This is a genomic window from Paenibacillus sp. OAE614 (assembly GCF_040546645.1).
In the GTDB taxonomy this organism is placed as follows: Bacteria; Bacillota; Bacilli; order Paenibacillales; family Paenibacillaceae; genus Paenibacillus_AQ; species Paenibacillus_AQ favisporus.
In genome coordinates this window covers 2,461,336-2,478,929 of sequence record NZ_JBEPOD010000001.1, presented here as the reverse complement: position 1 = coordinate 2,478,929, position 17,594 = coordinate 2,461,336, and the positions used below count along the sequence as shown (strand labels likewise).

The following is a 17,594-nucleotide window of genomic DNA, read 5'->3' as shown; positions in this document are numbered from 1 at the left end:
CCTCATCGTTTGAGGATTCCGCTTAGAAAAAGATCGACGCTTTTTCGGAAAAGACCATGCAGTTGTTCATGCTCCATCGTGTAAATATGCTGGCACAGCGCCCCCAGCAGCGTCCCGAATATAAATGTCGTTCCTTGAAGATCGTCGATCTCAAATTCTCCGGTATCGATCCCGTATTGGAAAATGTCCGAGTATGCCTGCATCGGCGTAACCGCCAGTCCGTACAGCTGCTGGACCGTCTCCGGACTGGTCGCCGGATTCGCCGCCAGCTCCTGCCCTACCTTGAGCAGCGGGGTCTGATAATTGTTCATCACGAACGTAGACATCGCATACAATTTATCTCTGGCTGTCTTATAGTTCGGAGATACACCGGCCCACTTCTCGCCCCAGGCCCGCATGCCGTCCAGCGCGAGATAAACGAACAGCTTTTCCTTATTCTCAAAATGATAGTACACATGGCCCTTGCTGAACCCGGAGGCTTTGGATATATCCGAGATCGAGGTTCCGGCAAACCCCTTTTGCGAAAAGAGCTGCGCAGCCTTCTCCGCAATAATCCGCCGCGTTTCTTCACTGTCATAATGTCGTTTCAAAGCGATCTACCTTTCCTTATTTGCAGAACGATCGTTCTAAAGTGATCATAAGCGATGAGGCCTGTCGATGACAAGAAATATTTGGAATGTTCAAAAAGAAGACAAAAAGCACGGCCTAAGCCGTGCTTATATCCTTAGAAACAAGAACCGCCTCACTCCGCCTCTGGCACACCGTTCGGGTAGACGACAACTTTCAAGCACTCGCTTTTGTGATTTAAGGCCCGCTCCATCGCTTCCTGGGTATCCTGGAGCGAATAACGGTCCGTGACCAGCGTCATCACATCGGCAATGCCGGACTCAAGGAAGCGGATGCCTTTCGGATATGTATTGGCATACCGGAATATTCCGTAAATATCGACCTCGTTATCCGCAATAAAAGGAACATTCAGCGGAATTTCATCCTGTGCCGGCAGTCCGACGACGGCTAGCTTACCGCCCCGGCGCAGCGAGCCCAGCGCCGTTTGCAGAGCTTTCGGATTGCCTGCGGTTTCCCAAGCAACATCGACGCCCTTCCCGCCCGTCAACCGCTGAATTTCCTCCAGCGCGTCCTGCTCTGCGACGTTAATCACGTGATCCGCCCCGAGCTTCTTGGCGGCATCCAGACGCAGCGGCTCCAAATCCGTAACGATGATTTCAGCAGCACCATAGGCTTTGGCCGCGACGACGGCCATCAGTCCTACCGGCCCCATCCCCATGATGGCAATGGTGGATCCCGGTGTAAGCTTGCTTCTCGTCGCCGCATGGATGCCGACGGAAAACGGCTCGATCAGCGCCGCTTCCTCATAGCTCAGCGAGTCCGGGATCCGGAACACAAAATCCTGCCGGATTTTGATGTACTGGACAAAAGCCCCGTCAACCGGCGGCGTCGCCAGAAACTGCACGTCGGGACAGAGGTTATACCGCCCCTCCTTGCAGGCTTCACAGCGGCCGCAGGTCACCCCGGGCTCCACGGCTACGCGGTCTCCCACTTTGAATCCGGTTACATCTGCGCCTACGGCGGCGACATCACCCGAGCATTCATGGCCAAGGATAATCGGCTTCTCCACAACGTACTTGCCGATTCGCCCATGCGTATAATAATGGAGGTCGGATCCGCAGATGCCGACGGCCATCACTTTGATCAACACTTCGTCTGGTGCGATGTCCGGCACTGGCACCGTTTCAATCCGGATTTGGCGCGAGCTGTGCATCACAGCGGCTTGCATCGTTTGGGGAATGCTGGAGTTCATCATCTGTGTACTTCCTTCCCTTCCAGAAATCTATTATTTTCTATCCATTGTATTATAGAAACCCGTTAATATCTATGAAAACAACGACCCGACCAACACAAAGAATCCGCTCCCTTCGGGAACGGATTCATTTAATGCAGCGAGAAGCACCACCATGCAGAAGGAACATAAGTCCCTTCACTCACGGTTATGTAATGGGATAACCGGACGGAAACATGGCAGGCAAGGGCATCAACCGCTTAGGATTCAGCAGGACCTTTGGTCCGTTTGAATAACAATGCCAGAATCAACGCCACGATGGAGAAGCCAAATCCAATGACAAACGCGTTATGCACGCCGGCTACCATCGCTTCGGCCATTTGCCCAGGCGCGGTTGGATCCGAAGAGCCCTTCAGGAAACTGGCTTGACCGTTGGACATAACGCTGATGAAGAAGGCCACGCCAATCGCACCCGCCACCTGCTGGAGCGTATTCAAGATCGCCGTACCGTGCGGATAATACCGGGCCGGAAGCTGGTTCATGCCGTTCGTCTGCGCCGGCATCATGATCATGGAGATGGAAACCATCATACAGATGTGCAGGATGAGCAGCGAGACTTTGCTCGTTTCGACCGATACCTGCGTAAAGAACCACATAATGATCACCAAAGCAGCTGTTCCCGGAATGATCAGCGCCCGTGGACCGAACTTATCAAACAGTTTACCGGTAATCGGCGAGATCAAGCCGTTGAGCAGGCTCCCCGGAAGCATCAGCAGACCGGAGGCAAACACCGTCATGCCGAGTGCGCCCTGAAACAGGAACGGCAGCAGCGACATGGAGGAGAACAGCGTCATCATCATAATGATCAGCATGATTGCCGTCAGGGTAAACGCAGGGAATTTAAAGGACCGGATATCCATTAAAGGATCTTTCAGCCGGAGCTGACGAATAACGAACAGCAGCAGGGCAACCGCGCCAATAATGATGGTCCAATACACTTTCGGATGCGACCAGCCTGCTCCACCTTCACCCAGACTGCTGAAGCCATAAACGATTCCGCCGAATCCGATCGTAGACAGAATGATCGACAGAACGTCCACTTTGGGTTTGGTAGGCTGCGATACGTTTTTCAAATACACAAATGCGATGATGATTGAAATGATGGCAAACGGCAGAACCAAGTAGAACAGCCATCTCCATTCAAACGAATCGAGAATCAGTCCCGACAACGTCGGTCCGATGGCCGGAGCGAACATAATGACCAGACCGATACTGCCCATGGCGGCTCCGCGTTTTTCCGGCGGATACAGCACCAGGATCGTATTCATCATGACCGGAAGCATCAATCCGCTTCCTGCAGCCTGAAACAAACGGCCGATCAGAAGGAACTCAAAGCCCGGGGCGAAGGCACAGACAAACGTTCCCACCGTGAAAATGATCATGGCTCCCAGGAACATTTGCCTTGTCGTGAACCACTGGACCAGCAGCGCTGATGCAGGAACCAGAACGCCAACGACCAGCATGTAGCCCGTGGCCAGCCATTGCAGCGTAGAGGCCGAGACTTTGAGCTCAACCATCAATTCCGGAAAAGCAATATTGAGCAGCGTCTCATTTAAGATCGAAAAGAACGCCCCCACAATCAATGAAACTAATATAGGCAGCTTCTTGATATGGCTGATATCAGCCGGTACAGATGCAGATGCAGCTGCGGCACCTGTTGGATTCATATATTCTCCCTCCTGTTTCGTGCAATATGTCTATATTTGGCATCAGCGAGCCTATTTTACCATATAACTCCGTTAAAATGTTTCTTATAAATTGCTTTTTTTAAATGATTTATTATTTTAAGCACTTAAGTATTTCCGGTTCTTTAAAAATCACTCATAAGCCAGCACAGAATCGCGGCTGATGATCGTACCTTGATGCTTCCCTTCGCATAATTCTCTCATGGATCCCGGCTTGTCAAAGTTGAATACATGAATAGGCAAATGGTAGTCCCGGGCCAGAATAAAGGCCGATTGATCCATGATTTTCAGATCGTGCCGGATGACGTCGTCATAATGCAGCGACTTGAATTTTCTGGCGGAGGGATCCGTCTTCGGATCGGCGCTCAACACGCCATCCACTCCCTGCTTGGCTACGAGGAGCGCGTCGCAGTTCACCTCGATCGCCCGCTGCACCGAAGGGTAATCGGTCGTGACGTACGGCTGGCCGTTCCCGCCGGCGAAAATGACGATATACCCTTTCTCCAGATGGTGTATGGCGCGCAATCGAATATACGGCTCGGCCACCGAAGCGATGGGGAGCGAGGTCATGACCCGGACCTCCTTGTCCGTCTTCGCTTTGAGAACGCCGCGCAGCATCAGGCTGTTGACGACGGTGGCCAGCGTGCCGATATTGTCGGCCTCCGCCCTTTCGATGCCCCAGGTTTCCGCCATGTTTCCCCGAAATATGTTGCCGCCGCCGATAACCAGGGAAACCTCCACTCCCATACATACAACGGATAAAATTTCGTCCGCAATATGCTCCAGCCGGCCCGGATCAAAGCCGAACTGGCTCGTTCCTGCCACCGCTCCGCCGCTTAGCTTTATTAACACTCTTTGGTACGCTGCCATGGATCAAACACTCCTTTCGGTTCCGAAAAAATGACTATCGTGATACGCCCACCTAGATAAATAAGCTTCCTCAGTATTGATTTCGAAACATCCAAGTTCCTTCAGCCAACACCGCTAATCAGAAGTCCAAAAAGAAAACACTAAAGCCGCTTATGCCTTAGTGTTCAACGCTTCCTTCATATGCCGTTTTCTCAATAATGGAATGTATGCACCGCTTGAACACCAGGGATCCTCCTTTGAAATCCGTTTTTTACCAAGCAGATTATATCCTGAAAGGTTCGTCTGAAGCAACTATGGCCCGCAGAGAGGTGGTCTGGCGGAGTGGACAGACCTACCTTGTGACCAGTGAGTAGTGTCTAGGTTGTACGATAAAATGGGTTTGCAGGTCGGAGATAGGTGCGGATTTTTTGTGACTTTCTATTGTGAATTTTTCACATGTTGTAATATGGATATCAGCGGTTGTTGATTCGCTCTTTTTCCAAAGGTTGGCGTCATCGTTAACGTAAGCGTTACCGTTATAAGTAGATAGAATGAACTTAAGAAAATTAACGTTAAAGGGACGCATTGCGCCATTATAGAAGGAAGCTCAATGTAATAAAAGTAAACGTAAAAACTCCCGAAAAACCGGCCAAAGGCGGTATTTCGGGAGCCCGACGTAAGTATCGCTATAGTTCCTGTTTGCTTAGGACAATGCCCATTACAATTGAATCGATATCTGCTTAACGCCTGCATGTGGCGACAAAAGTACCCCCTGCTCGGTCACGGCGGATTCGGCGCCTTCGATTTGAGCGATCTGGCTTATGCCGCGCAGAAGCAGCTTCCACGGCTTGGTTCCTTCCGCCTGGACATCGATGCTCCCCCCGTTCCGGGTTACCGTGACCTTTAATTCTTCCTTGCCGTTCGTCCCGTTCACGACGCTTGTCGTTTCCGTCCCATCTGCAAGTTCAAAGGCATGAAGGGTCACGCCGTCCGCGTAGTCGTAATCCGGACGCTGGTCATTGTTCCCGACCGGAATGATGCTTCCGGCCTGCGCCAGCAGCGGAACCGTAAAGTAGTCGATCTGCCGGCTGATCCAGCCGCCCCCGTCTACAATCTCTCCGGTTATGAAATCGGTCCAGCGTCCCTCCGGTACATAGTACCGTGCCAGTCCCTGGTCGTTCATGACCGGTGCGACGAGAAGCGAATCCCCGAGCATATACTGGCGATCCAGCACATGGCAGTTCGGATCTTCCGGGAATTCCAGCACCATGGCCCGCATGACGGGCACCCCTGTTGCAGCAGTCTGCACGGCGGAACGGAACAGGTACGGCATCAGCGTGCATTTCAGCTTGGTAAAATAGCGCAATACGTCAACAGCTTCCTCGTCGAAGAGCCAAGGCACCCGGTACGACTGGTTCCCGTGCAGCCGGCTGTGCGTGGACAGCATCCCGAAAGCGGTCCAGCGCTTATATAGGTCCGGTGTGGCCGTACTTTCAAAGCCGCTGATATCGTGGCTCCAGAACCCGAAGCCGCTGAGCGACAAGGACAAGCCGCCGCGAAGCGATTCAGCCATCGATGCGTATGAGGCGGAGCAGTCGCCGCCCCAATGCACCGGGAACTGCTGGCCGCCGGCCGTGGCGGAACGGGCGAACACCGCCGCTTCATTTTTACCGAGCGTCTCCTCCAGCACCTCAAATACCGTTTGGTTGTACAGGAACGTGTAGTAGTTGTGCATTTTCACCGGATCGGAGCCGTCGTGATAAACGACGTTCGTCGGAATCCGTTCGCCGAAGTCAGTTTTGAAGCTGTCAACGCCCATGTCGAGCAGCTCCTTCAGCTTGCCCTGGTACCACCGGACTGCCTCCGGATTGGTAAAATCCACAAGCCCCATGCCGGACTGCCACCGGTCCCACTGCCAGACGCTGCCGTCCGGATTTTTCACCAGATAGCCGTTCTCCTTGCCTTCCTTGAACAGGTACGACTTCTGCCCGATGTACGGGTTGATCCAGACGCAGATATGAAGCCCTTTGTCTTTCAGCCGCCGCAGCATTCCCTGCGGGTCCGGGAACACGTCGGGATCCCACTTGAAGTCACACCACTGGAATTCCTTCATCCAGAAGCAGTCAAAATGGAACACATGCAGCGGAATGTCCCGCTCGAGCATGCCGTCCACAAAGCTATTCACCGTGTCCTCATCATAGCTGGTCGTAAACGAGGTCGTCAGCCACAGGCCGAAAGACCAGGCAGGCGGAAGCGCCGGTTTCCCGGTCAATGCCGTATAGTTTTGCAGAACCTCTTTCAGATTGGATCCGCCAATGATGTAATACTTCAGCTTTTCGCCGGGAACGCTGAACTGCACCTTCGAGACGTTTTCGGACCCGACTTCATATGAAACGCGCTCCGGATGATCCACGAACACGCCGTATCCTTCGCTGGACACATAGAACGGGATGTTTTTATAGGCCTGCTCGCTGCTGGTTCCCCCGTCTTCGTTCCATAGATCCACGACTTGCCCGTTTTTCACAAAAGGCGTAAACCGTTCCCCAAGCCCGTACACGTATTCGCCGACCCCCAGGTCCAGCTGTTCCCTCATATATACATCCGTCGATTCGGAGGATTTGATGTAAGCCGGGCCTTTATAGCCGGTGCCGGTGAGGCGGCGACCGTTATAAGCATACGTGACGTTCCACCCTTCGTCTGGACGAACGGTAGCGGTCAGCTTGCCGCTGGTGAGTGTAACGGCGCCGTCGCGCTTCTCGACCTGGACTTTCAGATCCGGCTGCTTGTAGATTTGGAAGGCTGGGCCCTTGTCGTCCATGCCGTCATGATGGATGTATTCCACGCAGATGACGTTCTCCATCGGGGAAGAATAACGGACCGTGAGCAGCGTCGTATTCAGCGTATCGCCTTTGTGGACGATTTTTTTGGTGGATGCATACACCGTCATTTCGTCTTGCCCGGTCTCAATATCCCTTACCTCAACCGGATACAATACCTGCAGCCCCTGCCGCACATGCCAATAGCCGTCTGTAAATTTCATAGTGGGTCTCTCTCCTATCTATATCTTCTATTTAATATTGTCAGTCTTTCATGGAACCGGCGGTAATGCCGCCTACGACGTAGCGCTGCAGGCCGATGAAAATGATAATGATCGGAAGTGCAGCCAGCGTGGCGACCGCCATCAGGTTGTTCCACTCCGTGCCGTACTGTCCGATAAAGCGGTACAGTCCAAGCGTCAGCGGGCGTACGCTGTCCTCGGTCGTCAAGGTCAGGCCAAAGATGAAGTCGCCCCAGCCGAAAAGGAAGCAGAACACCGCGACCGTCATCATGCCGGGCACGACGAGCGGCAGGATGATTCGCGTAAACGCCGTAAACTGGTTGCAGCCGTCAATCTTCGCCGCTTCCTCCAGCCCTTTGGGCAGTGCCATAAACGACGGCCGGAGGACGAGGACCGCAAACGGCAGCGCATGGATCATGTCCGCCAGGATGAGCCCGAAGTAGCTGTTCACGAGATGAACCTTCGAGAACATGATGAACAGCGGCATCGCCATCATTATACCGGGCAGCATCTGGATCGCGAGCAGCAGAATCATGATCATCGATTTGCCTTTCAGATCCAGTCTCGCCAGTGCATACGCCGCGGGCGTGGCGAACAGCAGCGACATGATCATCGTCCCGATGGCGATAATAAAGCTGTTGCCGATATACCGGAGCATATCCGTATTGTGAATGAAGTTGTCATAGTAAGCCGTAAAGGTTGCGTTCAGCACGCCAAAATGGGGCGGTGACGAGAACAGGTCCGTAATTGGGGTTATCGACGTTTTGACCATCCAATAGACCGGAAACAGAAACAACAGGGTGATGACGGCACCGATCACAGTCATGCCGGCGCCCTTCCATTGAGCTCGCTGGTTCATCATGCAGCCTCCTCCTTACTGGACATCCGGAGATAGATCACGGCCAGCACCGTAAGAATCGCGAACATGATCATGGATACCGATGCGCCCTGGCTGAACTGGAATTTGGTGAAGGACAGCTGGTAGGCGTAAATCGGCAGGACGTTTGACGAGTTCACCGGTCCGCCCGCCGTCATGATGAAGATCATGTCAAACACCTTGAACGTATTGATGATCCCCAGCATGAGCAAGATCAGTATCGTCGGTCTCATGAGCGGCAGCGTAATGTGGCGGAACTGCAGCATTTTCCCCGCACCATCCAGCTTTGCCGCCTCGTACAGCTGCTCCGGCAGCCCTTGAAGTCCGGACAGCAGGATGATCATGTTGAACGGAATGCCGACCCAGATGTTGGCGAAGATCGTGGAAAGCAGCGCCGTACCGTTTTCGCTGAGCCAGCTGTGCGGCTCGTTAATAATCCCGAGGCTTTGCAGGATGTAGTTAACCACCCCGTAGTCGCCGTTCAGCATCCATTGGAATACCGAAGCCGTGATGACGACCGGAAGCATCCAGGCGAGCAGCATGAGCGAGCGCATCATGCCCCGGCCCGGGAAACTGCGGTTGAAGAACAGGGCCAGCGCAAAGCCGATTGAAAACTGAAACACGAGGCTGAGAACGGTGAACAATACCGAGTTTCCAAGCGCGGTGAAAAAGACCGGATCTTTGATTGTCTTGATGTAGCTCGCCAGACCCGCAAAAGCATGATGCCCCTTAAAGTTGTATACCGTCACATTTTGAAAGCTGAGAATCAGGTTGTACACGATCGGGAAAATAATGAACACCAGCAGGAACAGGATGACGGGCAGAACAAACAGATACCGGGTCCATGCTGTACTTCTTAAGCGCTTGGACGTTCTCGGCGCTGCCGCGGAATAGGATTGGTCAGACATGTGGTTCCTCCTCCTTCTCAATATTTAGGGTGCAAGCGGTTTGATCTTGCCGGCGGCCGTTTGAACGGCTTGTTCGGGAGAAGCCTGCCCGGTCAGTACCTGCTGAAGCATCGTCTGGATCGCTTCGGAAATTCCCGCATAATCCGGGCCGTAGGCACGTGCCTTGGCCACCTCCATCGCATCCGCAAACACCTTCATCTGCGGATCCTTCTGCCAGAATGAATCCTGCAGCAAATCTTTGCGGCTCGGCAGACGGCCGTTGGTCTGAAGAAGCTTCTTCAGCCGGTCCGGCTCGTTGGCGAAACGAATGACGTCAAAGGCAGCATCCTTATGCTTGGAGGCGGCAGAGATCGCCCAGTTTTCTCCTCCGAGCACGGTCGCTCCCGTCTTGCCCTTCGGCAGCGGCACGACGCCCCAATTGACTTTGCCTTCCTTCTGCAGGAACGGGATCTGCCACGTTCCGTTCACCATCATCGCTACTTTGCCTGCGGCGAACTGCGTCGCGGTGTCGGATTGCTTCTGCGTGATCACTTCCTTGGACATGTAGTTGTTTTTGGCCATATAGTCATACAGGTTTACTGCATCGAGCGTGCCCTGACTATCAAAGTCGGGAACATCCGAGCCGGCCTGCAGCACGAACGGCAAAAACTGAAACGTCCCTTCTTCCGTCTTCACCGCACTAACCGCGAAACCGTATACATTTTTCTTGGTGCGCAGCTTGGCGTCTTCCTTCAGCTCATCCCAGTTGGTAGGCGGCTTGATGCCCGCTTCATCAAACATATCTTTGTTATAAAACAGAGCCAGGTTGTTGCTTCCGACCGGAACGCCGTAATTTTTGCCGTCGTACACCGTGGAGGACCATGGTCCGTCATAATATTGATCCGCCTGGCCCCACGCTTTAACCTCGGAGGTGATGTCAGCCAAAATGCCGGCAGCGGCGAAAGTCTGATGGTCTGCGCTGTCGATCCATACGATATCCGGCCCCTGATTGCCGATTGAACCAAGCAAAAGCTTGTTTTTAATATCGGAAGAAGATACGTATGTGCGTTTGATTTTCACGTTCGGATGGGCCTTCTCATATTCGCTGATGATGTTGTTGATCGCGGTTACGCTGCCGTCCGTCGTCATCGTATCCCACCAGGTCAGGGTGACTTTTCCCGAATCGGTACCAGAACCTGCCGAGCAGGCGGTCAGCGTCAGGGCAAACAGCGAAAAGGCGAGAAAGAGCGCTTTCATTTTGCCGCGCATAAGCATGTCCTCCTTACGAAATGATCTAGTATTTTGGTTTTATGATTAAAAAAATCAGAAAATGATGTACGTACATCATTTTTCTCGTGAGAAGCCCGGCATCCTATACCTTTAGATATAGTACCGTGCGTTCTCCCTCGTAACCAGCTCCAGCTTGGAGATGTTCTCCCGCAAATTCACCTTCTCACCGCTGGCCGTATGGTTAAACAGCGTCTTGACCGCCAAATAGCCCTGGTTTACCGGGTCCTGGCAGATCGTCGCCGTGACCGTGCCGCGGTCCAGATCCTGATAAATATCCTCCGTCATGTCATGGCCGATCAGAGCCACGGTGCCGCCAAGACCCGCTTCTTCCAGATGGCGCGCAATAACATGCAGCTTGGCGCTCGTGACATAAATGCCGTCGACCTGCCGAAAGTACTCGCCAAAGCGGTCCGGATGATCGTATTCCTCATGCTTCAGCTTCAGCGGCAGTGCCATTTCGATGTTCCCCTGCTCGGCAATGACTTCGCGGAAGCCGGTAATTTTCTGCTGCATCTGAAATGTAGTCGCCGACGGCAGGCTGCTGGCATCCGATGTAATCAGTCCGGCCCGTCCACCGCTCCCTATCAGCTTGCACAGCATGTCAGCAGCGAGTCTTCCGGCGATCCGATAGTCACAGCCAACATAAAACAGACGCTTGCTGAGCGGCGCGTCGTTATTGAAGGTGCATACCGCCATTCCTTTATCGATCGCCTGGTCTATCGGATCCTCCATCTGCTGGGAGTCGTTGGGAGACAAGGCCAGCGCGTCGTAGGCGCCGCTGTCCACGATCTCCTGCACGATCTGTCTCTGCTTCTCCGTGTCGTAGCTCTCCGATTTGAAAATTTCAATTCGGAGGCCATAATCGCGCAGTTCCTCATACGCTAGGCGGATGCCGCGCTCAATCTGTGTCCAGAAATAATCCGGATGCTCCGGAAACACAATCGCAAAGGAAATTTCAGTCCCCCGTGACAGGAATCTCGCCGATTTGTTCGGCGTGTATTCCAGTTCCTCCAGCTTCTCCATAACCTTCCGGTACGTCTCCGGCTTCACATTGCCGCGGTTGTTGAGGACCCGGTCCAGCGTGGCGACCGAGATGCCCAATTGCTGAGCGATTCCTTTTAACGTCAGTCTTTTATGATCCTTCATAAGTATACCTCTTGTCTTATTCTGCAGAATGAAAGACGTTTGATCTTTCAGGCAGGTTTATTGTAACTCCGCGGCTTCCCGCGTGTCAACGCTTTCATGATGGTTTAGAACAAAAAATGATGTTCGATAATCATTTTATCTCTTCTAGTCCTTCTAATCGCCTTCCTCTTTGCGCCAGCCGGGACCATGGTTATTTAACTTACAAGCTCCAGTTGTTCCATTGCAAAAAGGGATCTCCGCGAGAATCCCGGAAGTCCCCTGTTTGCTTACAAATTCAACTGATATAGAAGCCTTAGACATGTGACATGGCAGCGGACGATGAATATATGCTTGTCCCTTCCATGAATACAAGCCGCAGCCGAAAAAGCTCGGGATTACGGAGTCCGAAAAGGCGCAACATTGTATGAATCGTTATGTACATGGATAACTTCCTGCCCCGCTGTCTCTACTATAACACCGCGATCAGGAACGGATTTCTTACCGATTGCTGAGTTGACTGTTGATATGAAGAAAATTGTTCATCAACAGCGGCAGCGATATTAGGATGGGCGGATCGTCCGGATGCGGAACCCGCATGTTTACCCGTTGAAACGGAACCGATTTATCGGGACCGACGACAATCGGGACCTTATGCTTGGCGCGAAGCGTCGTTTGGGGCACCAGAAAATCGGCCGCCCTCATTCCCCATGAGACCGAAGTCGCTAATAAATAGTAGGTTCCAGGCTTCACGCCGGTAAACCGGAATCGACGTGCCGCCGAAGAGATAAGCGTACCGTAAGGTGGCAGCCCTTCAGGGATCGGTTTGGCGAACAATCCAATGAGGATGACCCCTTCGAACGGTACCTCGAAGGATATGGACCCTTCCACGGTTCCCACAGGTGACGTCAAAACCGGCAGATCATACCAGCTTTCGAGCGCTTTGAGAGAGTTTAAATGGTTGTCCGCGATGTCCCTTGAATTGCGGAATAGGGAAGGTGTTACCCCAACCTTTTCCGTAAACCGGGAAGTAAACGTGCCGAGGCTCTGCTGGCCGATTTCCAGGCTGATGTCACGAATGCTTAGATTGGTGCTCAGCAGCAGCTCTTTGGCTCGATGCAGCCTTAGCGATGATACGTAATAGAGCGGCGGAAGCCCCATCCGCGCTTTGAATATCCGGGCAAAATGGTACGGGCTGTACCCTGCGTACTTCGCCAGCGTGTTCAGCTCCAGCGGTTCATCCAGCCGGCTCTGAATATAAGTAATGACTCCATCCAGTTCAGGAAACTTGTTGGTCATACCTTAACCTCCCTTGAGTCCCGGATGGATGAGGCCAATGAGTCTGGGCCAACCCCTGCCAAACCAGGAACAACTGTTCCCGTTCATATTACCATATTTTGCTCTTCAAATAAAAGACAAATTTCAGTTTTTGGACAAGGAAGTTTCCTGTTCTAACGCAGGTTGATCCATTTCGGTGGCGAGGCCGATGTCCTTATTGTTCAGAATGTTATCCTCCAATACGGCAAACTTGTCGCCATACTCTTTAATAATGTGATTCTCCCCCCAAGAGCATAAGGAGTCCAGGATCGGTTTCAGGCTCCACCCGTATTCGCTCAGTTCGTACTCCACCTTCGGCGGAACCTGGTGATAGATGATACGGTTTACGATCCCGTCCTCCTCCAGCTCACGGAGCTGCTGGGTCAGCATTTTCTGCGTGATAGACGGCATCAGCCGCCGCAGATCGCTTGTCCGCTTCTTTCCATACGTCAAGTGGCACAGGATCACGCACTTCCATTTGCCGCCGATGACTTCCAGCGTTGCTTCAACCGAAATATTGTATTTCTTTTTTTCCATCCAAAACCCTCCTCAACATCTATGAGCACTTTTTGGTGCCTATCGTACTAAAAAGTACGTACTGTTCAAATTTACTTCACGGGTACATAATAACATTCACCGGCCGGTAATGACTACCCTGTAGCTTGATCACACAACATCAAATAGATAGAGCAACATATATAGGAGTGAGATGATATCATGTCTTTGGATAAAAAACGCGCAACCTTTGCCTTATTAGCTTTAGCCATCAGCGCGTTCGCGATTGGTACCACTGAATTTATCAGTGTGGGGCTGCTTCCCCTGATCGCCAATGACCTGCACATTTCGGTAACCCTTGCCGGGTTGACCGTTACGTTATATGCGCTCGGTGTCACCTTTGGAGCGCCGATTCTAACCTCTTTAACGTCAGGTGTGCCGCGCAAAATTCTGCTTATCGGCATCATGCTGGTATTCATTGCCGGTAACAGTCTGGCAGCCGCATCCACCGGGATCGGTCTGCTGCTTACGGCGCGCATCATTTCGGCCTTGTCCCACGGCGTGTTTATGTCGATCGGGTCAACGATTGCCGCCGATCTCGTCGCGGAAAACCGCAGAGCCAGCGCCATTTCCATCATGTTCTCCGGACTGACGGTGGCGACCGTCACCGGGGTGCCGCTGGGAACATTCATTGGTCAGCAGCTCGGCTGGAGAGCCGCGTTTGTGGCGATCGTGATCGTCGGCGTTATCGCGCTGATTGCCAACCTGATCCTTGTACCGGGCAACCTGCGCAAAGGCGTCCGGACGCCGGTCCGCGATCAGGTCAAAATTGTGGCGAACGGCCGCCTGCTGCTTGCTTTTCTGATTACTGCGCTTGGCTATGGAGGAACCTTTGTGGTATTTACCTACCTGTCGCCGCTGCTGCATGATGTTACCGGCTTTAAAGAATCAACCGTCGCCCTGATACTGCTGCTCTACGGCATCGCCATTGCCATTGGTAATGTGATCGGAGGCAAAGCGGCCAACCGCAGGCCTTTATCCGCCTTATTGTATATGTTCCTGATCCAGGCGGTCATTTTGCTTCTCCTCACATTCACAGCCCCGTTCAAGGTTGCCGGCTTGATTACGATATTCGGCATGGGGCTCCTGGCTTTCATGAACGTGCCTGGACTTCAGGTGTACGTCGTGATGCTGGCGGAACGGTTTGCGCCGAAGGCCGTCGACGTCGCTTCGTCCGTGAACATCGCTGCATTTAACGCAGGCATAGCGCTCGGCGCGTATTTGGGCGGAATCGTGACCGATCATCTCGGCCTGATTCATACCGCATGGATCGGCTCGATCATGGTTGCGGCAGCCGTTCTGCTCACCTGGTGGAGCCGGGCCCTCGAACGCAAGGATACGGCGTCATCCGTTAGTGACAACAACATGCTCAGTGCGTAAACCTGACCCTTTTTTAGCTATCGTATCTAATGCGGATAAGTTCTATACAGTTCCGGTAATGATAAGCGAATGGGTTTCGAATAGCGGAGGCAACACGAATTTATATCATGACAAACAACATCTGGGAGGCAATTTATAATGACTCAACATGTACAAAGCAAAACCCGATTGAATAACGGTATCGAAATGCCTTGGCTGGGCCTGGGCGTCTTTAAAGTGGAGGAAGGCAGTGAGCTCGTCGAAGCAGTAAAAGCTGCTGTGAAGCACGGTTACCGGAGCATCGACACCGCTGCGGTCTATGCCAACGAAACGAGCGTTGGCCAGGGAATCCACGAGGCGCTGGCCGATAACGGACTGAAGCGGGAAGACCTTTTTGTTACTTCAAAAGTGTGGAACGCAGACCTCGGTTACGAATCGACCATCGCGGCCTACGAGACAAGCCTTAAGAAGCTGGGTCTCGACTATCTGGATTTGTACTTGATCCACTGGCCGGTTGCCGGCAAATATAAAGAGGCGTGGAGAGCGATGGAGCAGCTGTATAAAGACGGCCGCGTCAAATCGATTGGCGTCAGCAACTTCCAAGTACACCACCTGGAAGATTTAATGAAGGATGCGGAAATCGTACCGGTCATCAACCAGGTTGAATTCCATCCGATGCTGACCCAGAAAGAGCTTCGTGACTTCACGAAGCAGCACAACATTCAGCTCGAGGCGTGGTCTCCACTGATGCAGGGCGAGCTGCTGAACCATCCGCTGCTGAAAGAACTCGCGGACAAATACGGCAAGTCCATCGCCCAGGTGATCCTCCGTTGGGACCTGCAGCATGAGGTCGTGACCATCCCCAAATCGACGAAAGAGCACCGTATCGTCGAAAATGCATCGCTGTTCGACTTTGAACTGTCCCAGGAAGATATGGACCGGATCGACGGGCTCAACGAGAACCGCCGTGTAGGTCCCGACCCCGACAACTTCGATTTCTAATTTTGCTTTATCATTCACCATACGAAAACGCCATCCCTCCGGATTCGGAAGGATGGCGTTTTTTTAATTCCATCGTTTTTGCACACAGTTAACCATGTTCTGTTGTTCTGGCATTACACGCGATCTCTAAGAATGTATCCTTGCTCCAGCTTCACCTGCATAAAACCTTCCAAACCATTGACTTCCACTGCGGCCGGCATTTCCGAGCCCAGGAACAACACGTTCCGTTCTGCATCCCGTTCCCCTTCTGTCAGGGCGAATGCTCGAACTGAAGCAAACACCTGCTCCATTGTGGTATAAATGGCACTTAGCACGGGGTCCCGCTGTAGCTTGCCAGCTGCGTTCATGATCAGCATCCCGCCTGCCTTCAGCTTTTGCCGGGCCAGCGCAAAAAATTCCTCGGTCGTCAGATGATGAGGCGTCCCTTCGCGTGTAAACGCGTCTAAGATCACATAGTCGAAGGAGGCGTCGGCCTGCTGCTCCAATGTAGCCCTTCCGTCTCCGATCTCGACATTGTTCCAGCTGTATTGAAAATAGCTTCTGCTCAGCTCCACGATATCCGCGTTGACCTCGGCCACGAGGCATTGATCTTCGCGAAATTGGCCGGCAATCGTTCCAATTCCGTGTCCGATCATAAAGATCCTGTCGATTTCTGGCGTCTGCTCACGAATCAGCCGGACAATTTCGCGCGGATACTCCAGCACGATGCGGTCCGGATGCCGGAGGTCGATGGCGCCTTGAACCGCGTTGTCTCCAAATTGCAGAACGCGGAAGCGGCCCGTTTGACCAAACAGCTCATGCGCTTCGTAGACGACGATTTCCAGGTTTCCGTTCGATTTTCTCGCTAATTCGTACAATTCCGTCTTCTCCTTTCCTACCGAAAAGAAGGCCATTGTCTTCTCAGACAATGGCCTTCTTCCGGCAAATCGCGTCACGCTGATTAATCTTCAAGCTCCACGTTGTGGTACACATTCTGGACGTCCTCCAGGTTTTCGAGCGCATCGATCATTTTCTCGAATGCCGGCTGGGACTCGGCCGGAAGTTCCACATAGTTCTGCGCGATCATGGAAACCTCGGCAACCGAAAATTCGGTTACGCCGGCGTTCTGGAAGGCTTCCTGCACGGCATGAAACTGCTCCGGATCGGCATATACGATGACTGAATCGTCTTCCTGGATGATGTCGCGAACGTCGACATCCGCTTCCATCAGCAGCTCCAGGACTTCTTCTTCCGTCTTATCTTCGACGCCGATGACTGCGGTGGAATCGAACATGTAGGCGACCGATCCGCTGACGCCAAGGTTGCCTCCGTTCTTGCTGAATGCAGCCCGGACCTCTGAAGCGGTGCGGTTGACGTTATTCGTCAAGGCATCCACGATCACCATGGATCCGTTCGGCCCGAAGCCTTCGTACCGCAGCTCGTCATAGGTCTCATCAGAGTTGCCTCTCGCTTTCTCCAGCGCGCGGTCAATGATGGCCTTCGGCACATTGTACGTCTTGGCGCGTTCCAGAACGACCTTCAACGCCCGGTTGGATTCCGGATCCGGCTCGCCCTGCTTGGCAACGACATAAATTTCACGCCCGAAGCGGGCATATATACGACTAGTGTTTGCGTCTTTCGATGCTTTCTTCTCTTTAATGTTATTCCACTTACGACCCATACGATCCGCTCTCTTTCACTAATATCAGATTCTATCGTTCCTTGTAGAAGACGTGTTCTATTATATCGCAAAAAC

The 17,594-nt window shown here is 52.8% G+C and carries 15 protein-coding genes; 2 read left to right on the top strand and 13 right to left on the bottom strand.

The window, feature by feature from the left end:
- Nucleotides 1–2: 2 nt before the first annotated feature.
- The 11 genes from ABIE48_RS11610 to ABIE48_RS11560 form a co-directional block, all read right to left on the bottom strand.
- Complete coding sequence (locus ABIE48_RS11610) at nt 3–590, bottom strand: TetR/AcrR family transcriptional regulator (RefSeq protein ID WP_163873397.1); 588 nt, start codon at nt 588–590, stop codon at nt 3–5.
- Nucleotides 591–742: 152 nt separating this feature from the next.
- Complete coding sequence (locus ABIE48_RS11605) at nt 743–1,819, bottom strand: NAD(P)-dependent alcohol dehydrogenase (RefSeq protein ID WP_192714505.1); 1,077 nt, start codon at nt 1,817–1,819, stop codon at nt 743–745.
- 239 nt (nt 1,820–2,058) lie between these two features.
- Nucleotides 2,059–3,525 (bottom strand): MDR family MFS transporter, encoded by a 1,467-nt coding sequence (locus ABIE48_RS11600; RefSeq protein WP_192714506.1) that lies wholly within the window; start codon nt 3,523–3,525, stop codon nt 2,059–2,061.
- Between the two features lie 150 nt (nt 3,526–3,675).
- Nucleotides 3,676–4,413: a UMP kinase gene (gene pyrH / locus ABIE48_RS11595; protein WP_145020825.1), complete on the bottom strand. Its 738-nt coding sequence runs from the start codon at nt 4,411–4,413 to the stop codon at nt 3,676–3,678.
- Nucleotides 4,414–5,110: 697 nt separating this feature from the next.
- The gene (gene yicI / locus ABIE48_RS11590) at nt 5,111–7,432 is read right to left on the bottom strand and encodes an alpha-xylosidase (RefSeq protein ID WP_192714507.1); all 2,322 of its coding nucleotides are present in this window, start codon (nt 7,430–7,432) and stop codon (nt 5,111–5,113) included.
- A gap of 40 nt (nt 7,433–7,472) precedes the next feature.
- Nucleotides 7,473–8,312, bottom strand: coding sequence for a carbohydrate ABC transporter permease (locus tag ABIE48_RS11585; RefSeq protein WP_354518907.1), 840 nt, complete (start codon nt 8,310–8,312; stop codon nt 7,473–7,475).
- Complete coding sequence (locus ABIE48_RS11580) at nt 8,309–9,235, bottom strand: carbohydrate ABC transporter permease (RefSeq protein ID WP_192714509.1); 927 nt, start codon at nt 9,233–9,235, stop codon at nt 8,309–8,311. Before ABIE48_RS11580 ends, ABIE48_RS11585 begins: the two co-directional genes overlap by 4 nt.
- A gap of 24 nt (nt 9,236–9,259) precedes the next feature.
- Nucleotides 9,260–10,483, bottom strand: coding sequence for a sugar ABC transporter substrate-binding protein (locus ABIE48_RS11575; RefSeq protein WP_192714510.1), 1,224 nt, complete (start codon nt 10,481–10,483; stop codon nt 9,260–9,262).
- A 111-nt stretch (nt 10,484–10,594) separates the two neighbouring features.
- Entirely contained in the window at nt 10,595–11,650 is a 1,056-nt protein-coding gene (locus ABIE48_RS11570; RefSeq protein WP_145020834.1) for a LacI family DNA-binding transcriptional regulator, read from the bottom strand.
- Nucleotides 11,651–12,127: 477 nt separating this feature from the next.
- Entirely contained in the window at nt 12,128–12,925 is a 798-nt protein-coding gene (locus tag ABIE48_RS11565) for a helix-turn-helix transcriptional regulator (protein ID WP_192714511.1), read from the bottom strand.
- A 123-nt stretch (nt 12,926–13,048) separates the two neighbouring features.
- The gene (locus ABIE48_RS11560) at nt 13,049–13,480 is read right to left on the bottom strand and encodes a winged helix-turn-helix transcriptional regulator (protein WP_192714512.1); all 432 of its coding nucleotides are present in this window, start codon (nt 13,478–13,480) and stop codon (nt 13,049–13,051) included.
- A 180-nt stretch (nt 13,481–13,660) separates the two neighbouring features.
- On the opposite strand from ABIE48_RS11560, the gene ABIE48_RS11555 reads away from it, so the two are divergent.
- Both ABIE48_RS11555 and ABIE48_RS11550 read left to right on the top strand, forming a co-directional pair.
- Entirely contained in the window at nt 13,661–14,878 is a 1,218-nt protein-coding gene (locus ABIE48_RS11555; protein ID WP_192714513.1) for an MFS transporter, read from the top strand.
- Nucleotides 14,879–15,016: 138 nt separating this feature from the next.
- Nucleotides 15,017–15,859, top strand: a complete 843-nt coding sequence (locus tag ABIE48_RS11550) for an aldo/keto reductase (protein ID WP_145020847.1) — start codon at nt 15,017–15,019, stop codon at nt 15,857–15,859.
- Nucleotides 15,860–15,972: 113 nt separating this feature from the next.
- On the opposite strand, the gene ABIE48_RS11545 is transcribed toward ABIE48_RS11550, so the two are convergent.
- Nucleotides 15,973–16,716 carry a spermidine synthase gene (locus tag ABIE48_RS11545; protein WP_354518903.1) on the bottom strand — a complete coding sequence of 248 codons (744 nt, stop codon included), beginning with the start codon at nt 16,714–16,716 and terminating at the stop codon, nt 15,973–15,975.
- A gap of 83 nt (nt 16,717–16,799) precedes the next feature.
- Nucleotides 16,800–17,519 (bottom strand): YebC/PmpR family DNA-binding transcriptional regulator, encoded by a 720-nt coding sequence (locus tag ABIE48_RS11540; RefSeq protein ID WP_076167139.1) that lies wholly within the window; start codon nt 17,517–17,519, stop codon nt 16,800–16,802.
- Between the last annotated feature and the right edge of the window lie 75 nt (nt 17,520–17,594).

Excerpts from the sequence above, each read along its gene's own strand:
- ABIE48_RS11555 (WP_192714513.1), top strand. The coding sequence starts at position 13,661 with ATGTCTTTGGATAAAAAACGCGCAACCTTTGCCTTATTAGCTTTAGCC.
- ABIE48_RS11560 (WP_192714512.1), bottom strand. The coding sequence starts at position 13,480 with ATGGAAAAAAAGAAATACAATATTTCGGTTGAAGCAACGCTGGAAGTC.
- ABIE48_RS11575 (WP_192714510.1), bottom strand. The coding sequence starts at position 10,483 with ATGCGCGGCAAAATGAAAGCGCTCTTTCTCGCCTTTTCGCTGTTTGCC.
- yicI (WP_192714507.1), bottom strand. The coding sequence starts at position 7,432 with ATGAAATTTACAGACGGCTATTGGCATGTGCGGCAGGGGCTGCAGGTA.
- ABIE48_RS11600 (WP_192714506.1), bottom strand. The coding sequence starts at position 3,525 with ATGAATCCAACAGGTGCCGCAGCTGCATCTGCATCTGTACCGGCTGAT.
- ABIE48_RS11565 (WP_192714511.1), bottom strand. The coding sequence starts at position 12,925 with ATGACCAACAAGTTTCCTGAACTGGATGGAGTCATTACTTATATTCAG.
- ABIE48_RS11580 (WP_192714509.1), bottom strand. The coding sequence starts at position 9,235 with ATGTCTGACCAATCCTATTCCGCGGCAGCGCCGAGAACGTCCAAGCGC.
- ABIE48_RS11585 (WP_354518907.1), bottom strand. The coding sequence starts at position 8,312 with ATGATGAACCAGCGAGCTCAATGGAAGGGCGCCGGCATGACTGTGATC.
- ABIE48_RS11605 (WP_192714505.1), bottom strand. The coding sequence starts at position 1,819 with ATGAACTCCAGCATTCCCCAAACGATGCAAGCCGCTGTGATGCACAGC.
- ABIE48_RS11570 (WP_145020834.1), bottom strand. The coding sequence starts at position 11,650 with ATGAAGGATCATAAAAGACTGACGTTAAAAGGAATCGCTCAGCAATTG.
- pyrH (WP_145020825.1), bottom strand. The coding sequence starts at position 4,413 with ATGGCAGCGTACCAAAGAGTGTTAATAAAGCTAAGCGGCGGAGCGGTG.
- ABIE48_RS11550 (WP_145020847.1), top strand. The coding sequence starts at position 15,017 with ATGACTCAACATGTACAAAGCAAAACCCGATTGAATAACGGTATCGAA.
- ABIE48_RS11540 (WP_076167139.1), bottom strand. The coding sequence starts at position 17,519 with ATGGGTCGTAAGTGGAATAACATTAAAGAGAAGAAAGCATCGAAAGAC.